Origin of the sequence: Paenibacillus sp. MMO-58, from assembly GCF_037146255.1 — a bacterium.
In the GTDB taxonomy this organism is placed as follows: Bacteria; Bacillota; Bacilli; order Paenibacillales; family Paenibacillaceae; genus Pristimantibacillus.
The window spans coordinates 236,619-254,056 of the sequence record NZ_JBBCVY010000002.1; the positions used below are offsets into that span (position 1 = coordinate 236,619).

Genomic DNA, 17,438 nt, shown 5'->3' on the forward strand with positions numbered 1-17,438 from the left:
TTTAAGCGGATTCCTGCTCTTCCGCATCTTCTTCGAGGCGTACGGATACCAGCTTCGATACGCCGCCTTCTTCCATCGTTACGCCGTACAGGACATCGGCTTCCTCCATTGTTCCTTTACGGTGAGTCACGACGATAAACTGTGTAAGTCCGGAGAACTCACGCAGGTATTGGGCAAAACGGGCAACGTTCGCTTCATCAAGCGCCGCTTCAACTTCGTCAAGCACGCAGAACGGCACCGGCTTCACCTGCAGAATGGCAAACAGTAAAGCAATAGCCGTGAGTGCTCGCTCTCCGCCGGATAGCAGCTGCAGGTTTTGCAGCTTTTTGCCCGGAGGCTGAGCGACGATATCAATCCCTGTATCCAAGACCCGCTCAGGATCAACCAGAACCAGGTCAGCTCGGCCTCCGCCAAACAACTTCGCAAATACAACCACGAAATGTCTGCGGATCTGTTCGAAGGTTGTTCGGAAGCGCTTGGACATCTCTTCATCCATCTCGCGGATAACCTGATACAAAGTGGTTTTCGCTTCAACCAGATCATCCTTCTGCTCGGTCAGGAACTCGAAACGCTCTCTTACGCGTTCATACTCTTCGATTGCACCCAGGTTAACATCGCCAAGCGCCGTAATTTGACGCTTGATGTCGCGGACCGCGTTTTGCGTGCCAACGATGTCCTCCGGCACCGGATATTGCTCCTTCGCAAGCTCGAAGCTGAGTTCGTACTCTTCACTCAGCTTGCGGAGCAGGTTGTCCAGTTCCACGTCCAGACGGTTTGCCGCGATCTCGGTCTGGCGCATTTGCTCCTCCACTTGACGAAGCTGTCCGCGCTGTTCCTTCGTATCGCTCTCGCCCTGCTCCAGCTCTTTGACGCGATCAGCACGTGCCGAGCGCTTCAGGTCCGTCTGTTCCGCGCATTCCTGTTTCTTCAGGCGCAGATGATTAAGCTGTTCAATCTGGGCGACCGTCTCCCCGCTATGGCGTTCCATTTCGGCATCCTGCTGGGTCAAAAGATTCCGTGAGCTTGCAAGCTCCTGCTTGGCGCGCTGAATATCGGCACGGACGCGCGCTGCCTGATCCTCGAAGGACTGCTTTTCCTGATCGGTCTTCGCTACGGAAATTTTCAAATCCGTAAGCTGAACCTGAAGCTCCTCTTTCGCCGATTCACTTGCCTTGCGACGCTCTTCGGCAAGCCTGATCGCTCCTTGCAGACGGGCTTCGTCTGCCGTCAGCTGTTCAAGACGCACCTCGGCCTCCGCCGCCATATCCAGCATCGACTTCTGTTCAGCCGTATGATTCGTGCGGTCAGCCGTAAACAGCTGTTCTTGTTCGGTAAGGTGCTTTGCCTCATTGTTCAGCTGCTGCAGCTCGGCACGAACCTGCTGCTCGTCAATCCGGTATTGCTCAGCCTGCGAGCGAAGCTCTTCCATGTTTTGCGAGAGAATGGACTGTTCCTTGCGGATATCGCTTAACTTGTCCCGCAGCTGGACGATTGTTTTCTCGCCTTCCATAATCTCTTGATCCAATGCTTCAATCTGGCGCTGGCGGCCCAGCAGGCTTGCCCCCTTCTTCTGAAGGCTGCCGCCTGTCATCGAACCGCCGGCATTCACAACATCGCCTTCCAGCGTTACGACGCGGTAGCGGTATTGGCATTTGGATGCTATACGGTTGGCTTGCTCAAGAGTTTCGGCCAACAGCACGTTACCGAGCAAATTTTGAATAATTGCTTCGTATCGCGGTTCGCAGGACACCAAATCTGCCGCAACACCAACAAAGCCGTCAACCGACTCCGCCATCCTCTTTTCATGCTCGGGAACATGACGACCCCGGATAACGTCAAGCGGAAGGAACGTCGCGCGGCCTAGCTGACGCTGCTTCAGGAAGGAGATTGCGCTGCGTGCCGATTTCTCGTCTTCCATAACGATATGCTGAAGTGCCCCGCCCAACGCGGTTTCTACAGCGGTCTCGATTCTCTCGGGCACGCGGACAAGCTCGGCCACGGCGCCGTGCACACCGCTGATTCCTCCGGAGCCGGAAGATCTGCGGGAAGCTTTAAGCACTTCGCGGACGCCATGCATAAAGCCGTCCAAGGCGTCCTGCATTTCCTTCATCGTGTCGCGCCGCGAGACTTGCGCATCGAGCTTCTGCTCCCATTTGCGCAGAGAGGTCGTCGCATCCTCTGAGATTTGGCTAAGCTCCTTCGCTTTCTCCGCCTGATCGATATACTTGGTGCGTGCCTTGCCGATCGCATCAAGAGTAGCTTCAAGCTGCTTCTCAAGCTCTGCTCTCCGGGCATTCAGTTTACGCTGCTGATCCGCCCACTTGGCTTCCTCATCGCTGAGACGCTCCATGCGGCGTTGAACCGCTTCCTGCTGCTGGGCAGCGTAACGGATTTCGTTGCGCAGCTGAGCCATCGTGCTGAGCACTTCGAGCAATTCGCCCTTCAGCATCTCCTCGGCATCCACCGCGGTACCGCCCGATACGCCGATTAGGTTATCTTCCTCGACAGCAAGCTTATGCTTCAGCTCAGCAAGCTGCAATTCCAATACCGCGGCGCGATTGCGGAATTCCGCTTCTTCGCTGGTCAGCGCAGCGATTCTCTCATCCTGGGCGGAAATCGTTTCTTCGAGCTGCTTTTTATTTTGCTCCAGGTTCTTCTTCCGTTCCTTCAGAACCTCGCCATAGCCTTCGCATTTCTCGTATTCTTCGCTGTAATGCAGCATGTCCTCATGAAGTCGGTCGAGTGCTTCTTCCAGCTCGCGAAGCACCTGGCGGTCCTTCTCCAGATGGGCATCATGCTTGCTGACAACCGTAGACAGCTCCAGCTGTTCGCGCTTCAAACGCTCCAGCTTGGCATTCGCTTCCGACCAAGAGCCGTACACATTCTCAATGTTATGTACGTACATCGAGATCTCCTGCGTCTTCAACTGCTCCCTGAGCTGCTTGAAGTGGATAGCCTTCTCCGATTGAATGCGCAGCGGCTCTACCTGGTCCTCCAGCTCCGTCACAAGGTCATGGATCCGGAGCAGATTGTTTTCCGTATCTTCCAGCTTGCGCTGGGCTTCGCGTTTACGCGACTTATATTTAACAATCCCTGATGCTTCTTCGAAAATACCCCTGCGGTCTTCCGAACGGGTACTTAGTATTTCTTCGATACGGCCTTGTCCGATGATGGAATAGGCTTCCTTACCGATCCCCGTATCCATAAACAGCTCGGTAATATCCTTCAAACGGCAAGACTGCTTGTTAATCATATATTCGCTATCGCCGCTCCGATGGACACGGCGGGTAACCGTCACTTCATTATATTCAAGCGGCAGTGCCCCGTCGCCGTTATCAAGCGTCAGCGATACTTCTCCGTAGTTGACAGCCTTGCGCGCGTCGCTTCCGGCAAAAATGATATCCTCCATCTTGCCGCCCCGAAGGCTCTTGGCGCTTTGCTCGCCCAGCACCCAGCGGATGCCGTCCGATATATTGCTTTTACCGCTGCCGTTAGGTCCAACAACAGCCGTAATGCCGGTGACGAATTCCATTTCCGTCTTGTCGGCAAACGATTTAAATCCCGATAATTCTATCCGTTTCAGGAACATAACCTGGCTTTCACCTCATCGCCTATTGTAACACAACTTAACGCGGCTCGTTAACCTTTTACCCGCTGTAAAATCAGACAAGGCAGTTGAGGCAAACGTCTATGTGGCCATCCTTTTGGCAGCGAAGCGAGAATTAAAAAAAGCCTGCCGCAGCCCCCTTACTTGAGTCCGCAACAGGCTTATTCCATTATTCCGTTAGCGATTGCCAAGCAACTGCCGCAGCACGCTGCTCCGCTTCCTTCTTCGTTCTGCCGCTGCCGTTTCCGTAAGGAATTTCGCCGATGCAAACCTCGACGACAAACTCGCGGTCGTGGGCAGGCCCACGCTCTTCCATAATCCGGTACTCTACGGCGCCAAGCCCTTTGTGCTGGGCTCGCTCCTGCAGCTTGGACTTGAAGTCCTTCACAAGCAGGCCGTAGTCGTTGGATTCAATGTACGGGAACATATGCGTCTCGAGAAAGGCTCTTGTCCGTTCGATGCCGGCATCAAGGAATATCGCTCCAACAAAGGCTTCGAACAAATCGGCGAGCAGCGCGGGACGCTGTCTTCCTCCAAGCTGCTCTTCGCCTCTGCCAAGCTGAATATGGGCGCCAAGCTCCAGTCGCTCCGCAAATTGGGCCAATGAAGGCTCGCAAACGACAGACGCACGCATACGGGTCAGTTCACCTTCCGGCCGGTTCGGATACGCCGCAAACAAATATTCCGATACGAGCAGCTGCAGAACAGCGTCGCCCAGAAATTCCAGGCGTTCATTATGCTCGATCGTCCCATGTTTGTGTTCATTGACATAGGAAGTATGCGTAAAAGCCTGCTTCAGCAGCTTCAGCTGTTTGAAGCGAAGCTGCAGACGGGTCTGCAGCTCGTTAATGGAATCACGCTTCATAGACTTTCATCACGATCGTCGCGTTATGACCGCCGAAGCCGAACGAGTTGGACAGCGCCGTTCTGACATCCGCTTTACGCGGCGTATTCGGCACGTAATCCAAGTCAAGCTCAGGATCTTGATTCTCCAGGTTAATAGTTGGAGCAATAATGCCGTTCTTGAGCGTGAGGCCCAGAATAACGGCTTCGACACCGCCGGCAGCGCCAAGCAGGTGACCGGTCATCGATTTGGTCGAGCTGACCGCTAGCTTATAGGCATGATCGCCAAATGCTTTTTTGATCGCGCTTGTTTCGGAACGGTCGCCTACCGGCGTCGACGTGCCGTGCGCGTTGATGTAATCAATCGCCTCAGGCTCAAGTCCCGCGTCGCGCAATGCTTTCGTCATGCAGCGTGCAGCTCCGTCCGGATCAGGCTCCGTCATGTGATGAGCGTCGCCGCTCATGCCGTAGCCGATAACTTCCGCATAGATTTGAGCTCCGCGCTTTTGAGCATGCTCCAGCGATTCCAGAATCAGAACGCCTGCCCCTTCGCCCATGACGAAACCGTCGCGGCCGATATCAAACGGACGGCTGGCTTTCTCCGGTTCATCGTTGCGCACGGACATCGCGCGCATCGAGCAGAAGCCGGCAAGACCCGTGGGACGGATCGTTGCTTCCGCGCCGCCGCAGATCATAACGTCGGCATCTCCGCGTTGAATCATCTTGTAGGAATCGCCGATCGAGTGGGTACCCGTCGCGCAAGCCGTAACCGCCGTGCTGTTCGGGCCTTTCGCGCCGGTCAGCATCGAGACTTGTCCGGAAGCCATGTTCGCGATCATCATCGGAATGAAGAACGGGCTTACGCGCTTAGGACCTTTCTCGAGCAGGATGTTATGCTGGTCTTCCCAAGTTCCGAGTCCGCCGATACCGGATCCGACGATAACGCCTACACGCTCGGGATCGACATTGGTACCGATCTCAAGGCCGGCGTCTTTAACCGCGTTCAAGCTGGCAACGGACGCGAATTGGACGAAACGGTCCATGCGGCGCGCTTCTTTTTTATCAAGATTGTAATCTTCCGGATTGAAGTTCTTTACTTCAGCGGCAATTTGAGTCGGATATTCGGAAACGTCAAACGCTTCGATATGCGATACGCCTGATTTCCCTTCCATCAAATTACCCCAAAACTGTTCCAGGTCTGCTCCGAGCGAGGTAATAACCCCCATGCCGGTAACAACAACTCTTTGTTTCATTGTAAGATTCACCTCAAAGTGGACTGCAATTAGATGCGTACATCACATCTTCTATAATAAAAAGCGTACAAGCTCATTCATAATGTCATGATGATTCCGTGCCTCAGATGGAGAGAAGTCCCGTCTATTGCAACGGGACCCTTGTTTCCTTACGTATGAGATTGTATGTAATTGACTACTTCTCCCACCGTGGTGATGGTCTCTGCATCTTCATCAGAGATCTCCATATCAAACTCGTCTTCCAGTTCCATGACCAACTCAACGACATCAAGAGAGTCAGCGCCGAGGTCATCTTTGAAGGAAGCTTCCAGCGTGACTTCCGCTTCGTCTACGCCAAGTCTGTCGACGACGATACGTTTTACACGTTCTACTACTTCGGACATCCGATTCACCTCCTCCTAGGGTATTATACGAGAATTTAAGACAAAACGCCATACATAACCGTTGCATTTCCGGTCATTGCGGCGTGATGCTATCTTACATGTACATGCCGCCGTCAATATGGACGGTTTGACCTGTCATATAGGAAGCAGCATCGGATGCGAGGAAGCGTACCGCTGCCGCAATATCCTCGGCTGCGCCAAGGCGCGCAAGAGGGATTTGCGAAGAAAGCGATTCCTTCATCTCGGAGGACAGCTTGTCCGTCATATCCGTTTGAATAAAGCCTGGAGCAATGCAATTTACAGTAATGCCGCGGGATGCAAGCTCGCGCGCGCTCGACTTCGTGAGGCCGATAACGCCTGCTTTCGCCGCGACATAGTTCGCTTGACCCGGATTTCCGAGCACGCCCACTACCGAAGAGATATTAATAATGCGTCCGGCACGCTGCTTCATCATTGGCCGCGTAACCGCTTTGATCCCGTTAAAGACACCCTTTAAGTTCGTCTCAATAACTTGGTCAAATTCCTCTTCTTTCATACGCATAATTAAATTATCTCTTGTAATGCCTGCGTTATTCACCAAAATATCGATTGAACCAAATTGGTCAACAACTTCTTTGACCATGCCTTCGAATTCATCGGTTTTGCCAACGTTCGCTTTCAGCATGATAGCGCGGCGGCCAAACGCTTCAACCGCTTTGGCTGTCTCAGCTGCAGCAGCCTCGCTGCCCGAGTAGTTGATCGCTACATCGGCGCCGGCTTCCGCAAGCGCAACGGCAATGGCACGGCCGATGCCGCGGGATGCGCCCGTTACAAGCGCTTTTTTGCCTTCAAGACTAGCAAACATGGTATGCCTCCTCCAAGTTTTGCATGAGCACCATACTACAGTGTTTCCAATGCAGCAATGCTGTTTACCGAGATAACGCGCAGATTTTTGTCGACTTTCTTGATCAGGCCTGCAAGCACAGTGCCCGAACCGATCTCAACGAAAGTGTCCACGCCTTGTTCAGCCAAATAACGAACAGTGTCTTCCCATAGAACAGGAGAGTAAACCTGCTCGACCAGAAGATTGCGGATCGAAGCCGCTTCCGTCACCGGGGCAGCCGTTACATTCGCTACTACCGGAATAGCTGCATCGTTCATCGACACTTCCGACAAAACGCCGGACAGCTTCTCGGCCGCTGGCTTCATCAGCGAGGAATGGAACGGGCCGCTTACTTCCAGCGGAATGACACGCTTCGCGCCGGCTTCTTCTTTGCCTCGCTCAACAACCGATTGAACGCCGGCTGCCGAACCGGAAACAACGATTTGACCCGGACAGTTAACATTCGCCAGTTCAACCGTATTTCCTTCTTCCGTGATTTTCGAACATAATTCGGCCAGAACGCCGCGCTCTGCTCCAAGCACGGCAGCCATTGCGCCTTGTCCGCTAGGAACAGCCTGCTCCATGAATTCGCCGCGCGCGCGAACCGTGCGGACCGCATCATCAAAGCTGAGTACGCCTGCTGCAACCAGCGCGCTGTACTCGCCAAGGCTATGGCCAGCCACGTAATCGGCCTTGAGTCCGCGGCCTTCAAGTGCCTTCAGCAAGGCAACACTTACCGTCAGAAGTGCCGGCTGCGTATTAACCGTCTGCTTCAGCGCATCGTCAGGACCGTTGAAAATAATGTCGCTCAGCTTGAAGTCCAGTGCTTCATCCGCTTGCTCGAAGACAGCGCGGGAGCTTTCAAACGCTTCGTACGCGTCTTTGCCCATACCAACGGCTTGCGCGCCTTGGCCGGGAAAAACAAATGCAGTTTTGCTCAAATGAATTCCCTCCATTACCAGATCAATACGGAAGCGCCCCAGGTGAGGCCTCCTCCGAAGCCAACGAACACAAGACAGTCCCCAGCGTTAACTCTTCCCTGCTCTACAGCTTCAGCCAGCGCAACCGGAATCGATGCAGCGGACATATTGCCGTATTTGTCCAAGTTAACCATACACTTTTCTTCCGACAGGTTGAGTCGGTTAAGAGCCGATTGAATGATACGGACATTGGCTTGGTGAGGTACAAGCAGATTGATATCCTCTTTGCTCATCCCGGCTTTGCGAAGAGCTTCCTCCGCCGCATTGCCCATGATGCGCACCGCGAATTTAAACACTTCATTGCCGGCCATATGAATGTAATGCTGCTTCGACGCAACGCTTTCCGCCGTTGAAGGCATACGCGAACCGCCGCCGCTCACTTTCAAGAGATCTCCGCCGCCGCCGTCAGCGCCAAGCTCGAACGACTTGAAGCCGCGGCCTTCCTCTACCGGTCCGAGCACAACGGCACCCGCGCCGTCGCCAAACAAGATGCACGTATTGCGGTCCGTATAATCCGTAATGCGGGATAAGGTCTCGGCCCCAACAACAAGGACATGCTTGTACATGCCTGTAGCAATCATATTCGAAGCGGTTGCCAGACCGTATATAAATCCGGAGCAGGCTGCCGACAAATCAAATGCAGCCGCTTTTTTCGCTCCAAGCTTTTCTTGCAGCAGGCATGCCGTTGAAGGGAAGAACGTATCCGGCGTAATTGTCGATACGATAATCAGGTCAATGTCTTCAATGGTAATACCCGCCGCTTTTATTGCTTTCAGCGAAGCCTGATAAGCCAGATCGGATGTCGCCTGCTCCGCTGCCGCCAGACGGCGTTCGCGGATACCCGTGCGCGTTACGATCCATTCATCGTTGGTTTCAACCATTTGCTCAAGTTCTTGATTGGATAAAATCCGGTCGGGAACGTATTTGCCCGTACCAATGATGCCAACAGGATGTAATTTCATCATGACCTCCCGCCTATTTCCGCCGCTATAGACTCCGTAAGCTGGGCTTTGATAGCCGTCCGGGCCTGCCGGATCGCATTTTTCACAGCTTTAGCATCCGAGGAACCGTGACATTTCATCACCAGTCCGTTCAAGCCAAGCAGCGGAGCGCTCCCATGTTCTTTGTAATCCATCTTTTTACGCAATGCGCGAAGTCTCGGCATCATAACCGCTGCCGCAAGCTTCGTCATGAGCGTCTCGCCAAAAGCGTCTTTCAGGAATGTCATCAGCGATCCCGCTGTCCCCTCCATTGCTTTAAGCATAATATTCCCCGCGAAACCGTCACAAATGAGAATGTCACAGCTGCGATTAAGCAAGTCCCGAGCCTCGACGTTGCCGATAAAATTAATCGGAGCCTGCTCGAGCAGATCATAAGCCGCTTTCGTCAGCTCATTGCCTTTTCGCTCTTCGGTACCGACATTCAGAAGGCCTACGCGAGGGTTGTCAAAACCATGCACCTTTGCACGATAAATACTGCCCATGATTGCATATTGGAGCAAATGCTCAGGCTTCGCGTCCATATTGGCGCCAAGGTCAAGCGCAAGCACCCCTACATCGTCCATTGTAGGAAGCATTGGGGCGAGCGCGGGACGCTCGATCCCTTCCAGTCTGCCAACAACTAGCAATCCGGTGGTCATCAACGCTCCGGTGTTGCCCGCGGAAATCATGGCATCGGCACGTTTCTCGCGTACCAACTGGCCGGCAACGACCATGGACGAGCCCTTTTTTCGGCGAACCGCTTTGACCGGCTCTTCATCCGGACCGATCACCTCATCCGTATGGCATAACGTCACGTTGGCCGGTTTCTGTCCTTTGAAGAGAGGCTCAACTGCCGCCGTATCCCCAACAAGAACCAATTCCGTATCCGGCCACTCCGCCGCAGCTTCCAGCACGCCCTGAACGATAAGTCCAGGGGCGTGGTCGCCTCCCATCGCATCTATGGCGATCCGCATGTTTCTTACCTCCCAGATGCTCTGCCCCGTAAGAAAGGCAAAGCGCTAACATAAAAGCTTATGCCTCGCTCTCTCCTTCACCTGCTGAACGGTAAATGACGAAGTTCCCCTGGAACACCATTTCATCCCCGACATAGGTAAAGAGCTCCACCTTCGACTTGTGGCGCTCGCCGGATATCGAACGTACATAAGCTTTTGCAATGCACTTCTCGCCCAGCTTAACCGGTCTGATAAAGCGGATGTCCGCCGTGACCGTCAGAGCGATTTTCTCTTCAATAACAGCAACAGCCAACGAGTTCGCCTGGGCAAATACATGATGGCCCCGGGCAATTCCCGTACGCGAGAAAACATGCTCTTCTCGAATTTCGAATATCGAGATCCCGCTTTTGTCCAGCTGCAAATCTACAATGTCACCAATCACTTCGTGCAGCGGCAAGGACTGAACGGAATCGTAAGAACGCTCAGCCATCAGCTTCATCCGCTCGCGCAGCTCGGGAATACCCAGTTCCATCCGGTCAAGCCTGATGGTCTGAATGCTGACTTTCAAATGTCTGGTCAGCTCCCGGTCCGTCATAAACGGATTTTCGTCAATCAATTGTGCGAGCAGCTGATGCCGCTGTCGCTTAGGCATTCGTTCGATCTTCGGCACCACCTTAACAGTATTGTGACCCTTGTCTGATTTTACTCGAATAATGGCTGATATTATAACCTGGTACTAAATAAGTATATAAAAAAAAGAGTATGTAAGCAACGGACACAAAAAAAATAGCACCTCATCGTAATGAAGTGCTATTGTGGGAAACCCCGAGATTATTGGGAAATAATCTCTTTCGTTTTGTAATATCCGCACACTTTGCATACGTGGTGGCCAAGTTTCAGCTCTCCACATTGCTCGCATTTTACCATACCTGGTACCGCCAATTTGAAATGCGTACGACGTTTGTCGCGGCGAGTTTTGGATGTTCTTCTTTGAGGTACTGCCATGTTTCCCACCTCCTTCACAGAATCAATGAATCATGTTTTATTGTTCGTCTTTGAATAAATCCTTGAGCACTGCCATGCGAGGGTCAATTCTCTCGGTTGAGCAGCTGCATTTTTGTTCATTTAAGTTCTGTCCGCAATTTTGGCACAGTCCTTTGCAATCGTTGCTGCATAACGGAGCGAACGGCATGAACAGCTGAAGCACTTCTTCCACATAAGGCTTCAAATCCAGCCTGTCCCCTGTTACGGCAATAACGTCGTCATCCTCGTCCTCTTCCTTTTCTTCCTCATCCTTTTCGGACGCCGGCTTGAACTGGTCGGACACAGGGATAACCGTATGAAGCTTCACGGGATCTAGACAACGAGAGCAAGCGAGTTCCCAATCAATGGACAATTCGCCTTCGACCGTAATCGAGCCTTCATTGCCTGTTACCTGAAGCGACACATGGAGCGGACCGTGACTGATGACATCTGATCTGTCTTTGAATAACGCGGACACATCCAGATTCTCATCAATCTTTGCCTTAATGCCTTTGGACATCGTTTCTTGTACATGAAACTGCATGTGATCACCCCAAACAAACAAAAATTATTATATCTATTATCGAGCTGTTTTGTCAACATTTTCACACTGTTTTTCATCTTTTCCCGCGTTATTTCGTGAATATAAGGATGGCCCTGTGCTATGATGGGACATATATCCATCTGAAATAAGGAGATGTCAGATTGCGAACGGTAGGACTAATTGTTGAGTATAACCCATTTCACAACGGTCATCAATATCATTTGCGCGAATCGGTCAAAATAGCAAAAGCCGACGCCGTTGTAGCCGTCATGAGCGGACATTTTCTGCAGCGCGGGGAACCGGCCGTCATGGATAAATGGGCCAGGACGGAAGCAGCGCTGAGAGGCGGCTGCGATCTGGTCCTGGAGCTGCCCGTCGCCTACGCTACGCAAGCGGCGGAATGGTTCGCTTACGGAGCTGTCTCCACTCTTGAGGCGACCGGCGTCGTAGATGCCTTTTGCTTCGGTACGGAGAGCGGAGAGATCGAAGTGCTGCATGAAGCGGCTAAGCTTGTTGCCAACGAGCCGCCCGCCTTTCAAAATCTGCTTCGGGAAGCATTGGAGAACGGTATCAGCTATCCAAGCGCCTACAGCTCTGCGATTGCCTCCTATCTTGCATCGGTCGGTCGCGCGGATGCGGCGGATTTCCCTTTCGCCCAGCCGAACCATACGCTTGGTCTTCATTATTTGATCGCGCTGGAACGGATCGGCGGACGGATGCTGCCCTATACGATCCGCCGGGAGAAATCCGAGTACGGGCAAACGACGGTTACCGACAGCGCAATCGCCAGCGCAACCGCGATCCGCAGGCTGCTGCTTGAAGGCGGCGAGCTTGAAGCAAGCAGGCCGCTGGTGCCGGCCTCAACATTTGCTGTGATGCAGAGGGAATGGTCCTCCGGCAGAAGCCCTGTAAGCTGGGCCAACTTCTTCCACCAGCTGCTGCATGCCGTTGTCACCCACACGCCGGACCAGCTTGCCGGCTACCGCGAAATGACGGAAGGACTCGAACATAGGCTTCTTCAAGCTCTGCCGAAGCTGGACCATGCCGGATTTGAGGCGCTGCTGGATGCGCTTAAGACGAAGCGCTACACTCGGACCAAGCTGCAACGCTCGCTTCTTTCTATTCTGCTCCGCCATAAAAAAGAAGATTTCACTGCCGGGAAGCTGGCTGCGGGCGTCCAATATATCCGCGTGCTTGGCTTCACAAACAAAGGACGGGAGCTTCTGCGCCGCATGAAGAAGGAAGCGAAGCTTCCCGTCCTGCTAAGCGCCGCCAGAGCGCCAATCGAATCCAGATACCTCGAGCTTGATACGCAAGCTTCCGCAGTCTATATGCTGGCTCAGCCCGGACATGAATCGGCGGCAGCGATGTACCGCGATTTTACGGACAGGCCGATCATTATCGGGTAAGTCCCGCTTCATCCTGTATAGCCGCAATAGCAGAGCCCAGCGAGGTGACGGGGATAACCTTCATCTCGCTGCGAAGCTCCTTCGCTTTCGCCGCAGCCTCCTCATAGTTACCCTTTGGTGCAAGGAACAGCTCTGCCCCCGCTTGATCCGCCGTAACCACTTTTAAGGCAATTCCGCCAATTGACCCGACGTTCCCGTCTTTGTCGATCGTTCCTGTTCCCGCAATTCTGAACCCTCTGGTAAAATCCTCATCCAGCAGGAGATTAAGAGACTGCAGCGCATACATCAGACCGGCAGACGGTCCGCCAACGTCACTTGCTGCGATCTTAATTTTCTTGCTCTCATCGTTTGGCTGCAGCCCTTCAGGTGATACCTTATAAGGAATTTCCGCATATCGGTAAGCAGCTTCAACGGCACTGTTCTGCGAAGTAAGCATGTCTTTGGACATCCGCGCCATATAATCCTTCTCCGACAGTCCATTCATGACCGAGTTCTTGCTTAGTATTTGAAAGTCTTTATTCCATATAGCTTGTATCGCCTGCCAATACTTCGCATCGGTCAATTTAATGGTTGTAACCAAAAAAACGCCCCGTTTGTCCGCACCGGTGTGGGTCTGCTGGATTCCTGCACCGTTACTGCTTTGCTGAACTAACGGCGCCGTTTCGAACGTTAGTCCAGGCTCATAGACAACAAGCGGTGTCGGAGCATACACAATGATCCACAGCATAACGGCGATCAAAAAGATCCCTGCCGCCTGCCTCACGTTACCATTCAGCCTAAACTTGCTCATAGAACTCCCTCCCTTCCTCAAGGGCCTGGTCTATCCCGCCATAGACGAGCGTACAATGGAACAGACCCCGGTTCGTCCAAGCCTCTTGTGTAATCGATGATCCTAATTCCAATGGAGTTGATAGATATGGCACGAACGATTCTGTACGCGGCAATCTCGATTCTGATGGTTGCCGCCATCATACGTCAGCCGGATCAAGCGTTCCAAGCTTCCCTTCAGGGGCTGACCATCTGGTGGAATATCGTATTTCCCGGTCTACTGCCCTTCCTCGTCTTGTTTGAACTGATAGCCGCCTTTGGTCTTATTCACGGAATCGGCGCTCTTCTTCGTCCTCTGATGCGAGGCTTGTTCAAGCTGCCCGGCGAAGCTGCGCTGCCATTGCTCTTTGGATGGCTGTCCGGGCATCAGGCAGGCGCCGAAGCGACGGCTGCTCTTCGCCGCGATCAGCTGGTAACCAAACGCGAAGGGCAAAGACTGCTGGCCTTGTCCCATATGCCCAACCCGCTTTTTATGCTTGTTGTTATTGGAGCAGGCTTCCTGCATCGGCCAGAGCTTGGTTTATTTATCGCTCTTATGGTCTGGCTCTCTGCCCTCTGTACGGCCGGATGGATTTCGCTGTTCAGCCGGCGGAAGTCTCCGTCGCATCAACTTAATGCCCCTCATGCGGCCGTTGCATCGAGAGGCTTGATGGAAAATGTAGCAGACGCGATTACAACGAGCCGCGACCGTGACGGCCGCAGCTTCGGCAAGGTGCTTGGCGATGCGGTCTCTTCCGGCGTTCAAAAGCTCCTTGTTGTTGGCGGCTTTATGATTTTCGCTGCCGTAGCAGCCCGGCTGGCATTACCGCTCATCCAATTCACGCTGCCAAGCGGTATTGCGGAATTGGTGCTTCCCGCTTTACTCGAGAGCCATATCGGTGCTTACGGGGCTGCCGTATGGCAGGGTCCCGGCATCACTACCGCTATAAGCGCCGCAGCCGTTGCGGCTATTCTAGCCTGGAGCGGCTTAAGCGCGCTGCTGCAATCCGGTTATGCCATCACCGGCACGGATTTGAAGCTGCTGCCGCTCATCGGCGTTAGACTGCTGCATGCGCTTCATGCCGCTGCGCTCGCCTTGCTGCTGTGGAAGCCGGCACAGGCTGTTCTTGCGCTGCTGCCAAGCCGGCTGACCGGCGCAACGGCAGCCATGCTGCAGGACGGCGTTCACTGGCAGCGCCCTTCCAACGCATACGAGGCCGTCACCGCACTTGGCCTCCCGTCGCTCTGGCCGTATGCGCTGACGGCCGTCGCCGTTCTTGCTATTATGCTGCTGTTGATGCGCGCAGCCGCGCCTCGGGTCCCTGACTTAAAGAAACGTTAGTTAGCCGTTTGACTGCTTCGCTTTATATTTTTCTACGAGGCGAGTCTCGATCGGAGCCGGAACAAGCTCATGAACCGGTCCGCCAAACATCGCGATTTCCTTCACAATGCTGGAGCTGAGATACGAATATTTCGGGTTCGTCATCATAAAGATCGTCTCGATCTCTTCATCCAGCAATTGATTCGTCGAGGCAAGCGTCAGCTCGTATTCAAAGTCCGTCACCGAACGAATGCCGCGGACGATAACGCTGGCTTGGCGAGATTTCATGAACCGTACGAGCAAATCCCGGAAGCTGTCGATCGACACATTCGGAATGTCGCGCGTAATTTCGCGAAGCATCTCCTTCCGCTCGTCAAGCGTAAACATCGGACTTTTGCTTGTATTGTTAAGCACCGCCACAATGACGTGGTCGAATTGCTTGGCCGAGCGGCGGATAATATCGAGATGTCCCAATGTCGGAGGATCGAAGCTCCCCGGATAGACCGCTACTCGTCCGTTCTCATTCATCTGCATGGGTTGTTCCTCCATCTGCGCTGCCGGGCGAATAACGGTAGATCGTAACTGCCGTATCGCCATATTTTTGTTTTCTCAGCAAAGTAAATTGCTCCATCTCGTCCGGATACTCATGCCCGGCATCATGCTCCACCACAATAGTCGCCCCGTCCTCCAGCAGCGACCGCTGCGCCAGATCGGCCATCAGCTCGTCCATATGGGTCAAGCGGTAAGGCGGGTCGAGGAAGACGATAGAGAACGCGATTCCCCGCTTCTCCAGCAGCTTCAGCGCGCGATCCGCGTCGTTACGGTATATTTCCGCATGCCGTCCCATTCCTGCCGCTTCGGTATTTAATTTAATAATATCAATGCTTATTTTTTCCCGGTCGATAAAGATCGTCCGCTCGATGCCTCTGCTCCAAGCTTCAATACCGAGCCCGCCGGTGCCGGCGAATAAATCAAGTGCCAGTCCACCGTCGAAAAACGGCCCAATCATGCTGAATATCGCTTCCTTCACCTTGTCGGTCGTCGGGCGAGTATTCATGCCTGGAACCGCCTTCAGCGTGCGGCCTTTTGCCGCTCCCGCAATGACTCTCACTGCTTATTGCTCCCTTCCTCTACTGTCGTTGCCTATAGTACCACACTTTCCCTTGGATTATAAAGGCACCTGAAGAGGAGGAACGAGGGCCGCAATATTTTTTTGGCGTAATATGTATAATCGCCCACAAACCGGACAAGATAAAATCATCGGCGTCGGAAGATGCCGTAGACAACCGCGGAGAAGACTTACGTTTCCCCATAAGCTCTTCGTCCGGTTTCTCCTCTCCCATGAAAGGACGCTCAGAAATGAGCGTCCGATTTTTTTTGTAAACAGGCCATTCCCCCACTGCTAATTCCAGTCATTTTGGTATATAGTTACAGTACCACTTTTAATAGACGGGAGGTTTACGGCCCCATGAACCAGATCGGCAGCTATATCGTTCCCCTGCTCATTATTCTATTTGTCGTGTACCGGCGCTTGAAGCGTTCGGTAGGTTTTCAGCCTTTCAAACCGAGCAGGCTGAAAATGCGCATCGGCATCTTCAGTATCATTGGCATTCTGCTGCTGGCCTCCGGCTTCCCGCATCCCGCCATCTACATTTCCGATGCCATCGGTATCGCCTGCGGCGCGGTAATTGCTTATTATGCCATCAAGCACAGCCGTTTCGAACAGCGCGAGGATACATTGTTTTACCGGACGCACGTTGGCATTGAGACTTTGGTCGTCCTGCTGTTTATCGGAAGAATCGCCTTCCGGATCATTGAGATGTTCGGCACCGGAGGCACGACGGCCATGAATCCGGCGGCGCTAAACAACGAAACGGCGCAGATGCAGCAGTATACGAATGATCCGCTGACCGCGGCAACTTTCTTCCTGCTTGTAGCTTATTATATCGGCTATTATACGTTTATCCTTCGCAAGAGCGACGAGAAAGCGGCTGTATCCTAAAAAGCGTTCCCTAGGGGACGCTTTTTTCATTCTCTTTTAAAATCGTAAACCTTGCGGCTTGTCAGGAATATCATGGCATAAGCAAAAAATGATGGCGAGGAGATTGCAACATGGCCGTTTACCGCATAATCGTTGATTTGTCGGACCGGATGCTTCATCTGCTTGATGGAAATGTTGTCGTGAACTCTTATCCCGTTGGCATAGGCAAGATGGTTACGCAGACTCCTTCGGGAGAATACAAGATAATCAATAAACAGGAAAATCCGGGCGGGCCGTTTGGCGTGTTATGGATGGGATTGTCCAAACCTCATTACGGCATTCACGGCACGAATGACCCTTCCTCGATCGGAAGAATGGTCTCGCATGGCTGCATCCGGATGTACAACGAGGATGTGCTTGCTTTGTCCGCTCTTGTGCCGGTTGGAACCCGGGTCACGATCCGGCCCTAATAGCAGGAAAAACGGCAGTCTC

At 53.2% G+C, this 17,438-nt stretch carries 18 protein-coding genes; 4 read left to right on the forward strand and 14 right to left on the reverse strand.

Annotation, left to right across the window (positions count from 1 at the left end; genetic code table 11):
- Window position 1: 1 nt before the first annotated feature.
- The 11 genes from smc to WFJ73_RS07075 all read right to left on the reverse strand — a co-directional run bounded on the left by smc (window position 2) and on the right by WFJ73_RS07075 (window position 11,428).
- Complete coding sequence (gene smc, locus WFJ73_RS07025) at window positions 2-3,589, reverse strand: chromosome segregation protein SMC (protein WP_336772362.1); 3,588 nt, start codon at window positions 3,587-3,589, stop codon at window positions 2-4.
- 187 nt (window positions 3,590-3,776) lie between these two features.
- Window positions 3,777-4,472: a ribonuclease III gene (gene rnc, locus WFJ73_RS07030; RefSeq protein ID WP_015845063.1), complete on the reverse strand. Its 696-nt coding sequence runs from the start codon at window positions 4,470-4,472 to the stop codon at window positions 3,777-3,779.
- Window positions 4,462-5,703, reverse strand: coding sequence for a beta-ketoacyl-ACP synthase II (gene fabF / locus WFJ73_RS07035; RefSeq protein ID WP_336772363.1), 1,242 nt, complete (start codon window positions 5,701-5,703; stop codon window positions 4,462-4,464). Before fabF ends, rnc begins: the two co-directional genes overlap by 11 nt.
- 149 nt (window positions 5,704-5,852) lie before the next feature.
- On the reverse strand, window positions 5,853-6,086 hold the full coding sequence (gene acpP, locus WFJ73_RS07040) for an acyl carrier protein (RefSeq protein WP_091181516.1): 234 nt from the start codon (window positions 6,084-6,086) through the stop codon (window positions 5,853-5,855).
- Window positions 6,087-6,180: 94 nt separating this feature from the next.
- Window positions 6,181-6,930 carry a 3-oxoacyl-[acyl-carrier-protein] reductase gene (fabG, locus tag WFJ73_RS07045; RefSeq protein ID WP_336772364.1) on the reverse strand — a complete coding sequence of 250 codons (750 nt, stop codon included), beginning with the start codon at window positions 6,928-6,930 and terminating at the stop codon, window positions 6,181-6,183.
- Window positions 6,931-6,965: 35 nt separating this feature from the next.
- Window positions 6,966-7,889: an ACP S-malonyltransferase gene (gene fabD, locus WFJ73_RS07050; RefSeq protein ID WP_336772365.1), complete on the reverse strand. Its 924-nt coding sequence runs from the start codon at window positions 7,887-7,889 to the stop codon at window positions 6,966-6,968.
- A 14-nt stretch (window positions 7,890-7,903) separates the two neighbouring features.
- Window positions 7,904-8,890: a beta-ketoacyl-ACP synthase III gene (locus WFJ73_RS07055; RefSeq protein ID WP_336773077.1), complete on the reverse strand. Its 987-nt coding sequence runs from the start codon at window positions 8,888-8,890 to the stop codon at window positions 7,904-7,906.
- Window positions 8,890-9,882 carry a phosphate acyltransferase PlsX gene (gene plsX, locus WFJ73_RS07060; protein WP_336772366.1) on the reverse strand — a complete coding sequence of 331 codons (993 nt, stop codon included), beginning with the start codon at window positions 9,880-9,882 and terminating at the stop codon, window positions 8,890-8,892. Before plsX ends, WFJ73_RS07055 begins: the two co-directional genes overlap by 1 nt.
- A gap of 58 nt (window positions 9,883-9,940) precedes the next feature.
- Window positions 9,941-10,513 carry a transcription factor FapR gene (gene fapR, locus WFJ73_RS07065; protein WP_132305707.1) on the reverse strand — a complete coding sequence of 191 codons (573 nt, stop codon included), beginning with the start codon at window positions 10,511-10,513 and terminating at the stop codon, window positions 9,941-9,943.
- Window positions 10,514-10,692: 179 nt separating this feature from the next.
- The gene (gene rpmF, locus WFJ73_RS07070) at window positions 10,693-10,866 is read right to left on the reverse strand and encodes a 50S ribosomal protein L32 (protein WP_015845071.1); all 174 of its coding nucleotides are present in this window, start codon (window positions 10,864-10,866) and stop codon (window positions 10,693-10,695) included.
- Between the two features lie 37 nt (window positions 10,867-10,903).
- Window positions 10,904-11,428, reverse strand: coding sequence for a YceD family protein (locus tag WFJ73_RS07075; RefSeq protein WP_336772367.1), 525 nt, complete (start codon window positions 11,426-11,428; stop codon window positions 10,904-10,906).
- A 161-nt stretch (window positions 11,429-11,589) separates the two neighbouring features.
- Here WFJ73_RS07075 and WFJ73_RS07080 point away from each other — a divergent pair, with 161 nt between their 5' ends.
- Window positions 11,590-12,837 (forward strand): nucleotidyltransferase, encoded by a 1,248-nt coding sequence (locus tag WFJ73_RS07080; protein ID WP_336772368.1) that lies wholly within the window; start codon window positions 11,590-11,592, stop codon window positions 12,835-12,837.
- Here the strand turns inward: WFJ73_RS07080 and WFJ73_RS07085 are convergent.
- Window positions 12,827-13,627, reverse strand: coding sequence for a S16 family serine protease (locus WFJ73_RS07085; protein WP_336772369.1), 801 nt, complete (start codon window positions 13,625-13,627; stop codon window positions 12,827-12,829). The genes WFJ73_RS07080 and WFJ73_RS07085 overlap by 11 nt on opposite strands.
- Window positions 13,628-13,753: 126 nt before the next feature.
- On the opposite strand from WFJ73_RS07085, the gene WFJ73_RS07090 reads away from it, so the two are divergent.
- Complete coding sequence (locus WFJ73_RS07090; RefSeq protein WP_336772370.1) at window positions 13,754-14,986, forward strand: nucleoside recognition domain-containing protein; 1,233 nt, start codon at window positions 13,754-13,756, stop codon at window positions 14,984-14,986.
- Here the strand turns inward: WFJ73_RS07090 and coaD are convergent, their stop codons facing one another.
- Both coaD and rsmD read right to left on the reverse strand, forming a co-directional pair.
- Window positions 14,987-15,499 (reverse strand): pantetheine-phosphate adenylyltransferase, encoded by a 513-nt coding sequence (coaD, locus tag WFJ73_RS07095; RefSeq protein ID WP_336772371.1) that lies wholly within the window; start codon window positions 15,497-15,499, stop codon window positions 14,987-14,989.
- Window positions 15,486-16,076 (reverse strand): 16S rRNA (guanine(966)-N(2))-methyltransferase RsmD, encoded by a 591-nt coding sequence (gene rsmD / locus WFJ73_RS07100; protein ID WP_336772372.1) that lies wholly within the window; start codon window positions 16,074-16,076, stop codon window positions 15,486-15,488. The genes coaD and rsmD overlap by 14 nt, the downstream gene beginning before the upstream one ends.
- Before the next feature lie 357 nt (window positions 16,077-16,433).
- Here rsmD and WFJ73_RS07105 point away from each other — a divergent pair, with 357 nt between their 5' ends.
- Window positions 16,434-16,967: a sporulation protein gene (locus tag WFJ73_RS07105; RefSeq protein WP_336772373.1), complete on the forward strand. Its 534-nt coding sequence runs from the start codon at window positions 16,434-16,436 to the stop codon at window positions 16,965-16,967.
- 110 nt (window positions 16,968-17,077) lie between these two features.
- A complete protein-coding gene (locus WFJ73_RS07110) occupies window positions 17,078-17,416 on the forward strand; it encodes a L,D-transpeptidase (protein WP_132305725.1) in 339 nt (112 codons plus the stop codon).
- Window positions 17,417-17,438 lie beyond the last annotated feature (22 nt).

Bases quoted from the DNA above. Each gene is read 5' to 3' on its own strand.
- plsX (WP_336772366.1), bottom strand. From the start codon at position 9,882: ATGCGGATCGCCATAGATGCGATGGGAGGCGACCACGCCCCTGGACTT.
- fabG (WP_336772364.1), bottom strand. From the start codon at position 6,930: ATGTTTGCTAGTCTTGAAGGCAAAAAAGCGCTTGTAACGGGCGCATCC.
- WFJ73_RS07090 (WP_336772370.1), top strand. From the start codon at position 13,754: ATGGCACGAACGATTCTGTACGCGGCAATCTCGATTCTGATGGTTGCC.
- WFJ73_RS07085 (WP_336772369.1), bottom strand. From the start codon at position 13,627: ATGAGCAAGTTTAGGCTGAATGGTAACGTGAGGCAGGCGGCAGGGATC.
- acpP (WP_091181516.1), bottom strand. From the start codon at position 6,086: ATGTCCGAAGTAGTAGAACGTGTAAAACGTATCGTCGTCGACAGACTT.
- rnc (WP_015845063.1), bottom strand. From the start codon at position 4,472: ATGAAGCGTGATTCCATTAACGAGCTGCAGACCCGTCTGCAGCTTCGC.
- fabF (WP_336772363.1), bottom strand. From the start codon at position 5,703: ATGAAACAAAGAGTTGTTGTTACCGGCATGGGGGTTATTACCTCGCTC.
- WFJ73_RS07055 (WP_336773077.1), bottom strand. From the start codon at position 8,890: ATGAAATTACATCCTGTTGGCATCATTGGTACGGGCAAATACGTTCCC.
- WFJ73_RS07105 (WP_336772373.1), top strand. From the start codon at position 16,434: ATGAACCAGATCGGCAGCTATATCGTTCCCCTGCTCATTATTCTATTT.
- rpmF (WP_015845071.1), bottom strand. From the start codon at position 10,866: ATGGCAGTACCTCAAAGAAGAACATCCAAAACTCGCCGCGACAAACGT.
- WFJ73_RS07110 (WP_132305725.1), top strand. From the start codon at position 17,078: ATGGCCGTTTACCGCATAATCGTTGATTTGTCGGACCGGATGCTTCAT.
- WFJ73_RS07075 (WP_336772367.1), bottom strand. From the start codon at position 11,428: ATGCAGTTTCATGTACAAGAAACGATGTCCAAAGGCATTAAGGCAAAG.
- fapR (WP_132305707.1), bottom strand. From the start codon at position 10,513: ATGCCTAAGCGACAGCGGCATCAGCTGCTCGCACAATTGATTGACGAA.
- coaD (WP_336772371.1), bottom strand. From the start codon at position 15,499: ATGCAGATGAATGAGAACGGACGAGTAGCGGTCTATCCGGGGAGCTTC.
- smc (WP_336772362.1), bottom strand. From the start codon at position 3,589: ATGTTCCTGAAACGGATAGAATTATCGGGATTTAAATCGTTTGCCGAC.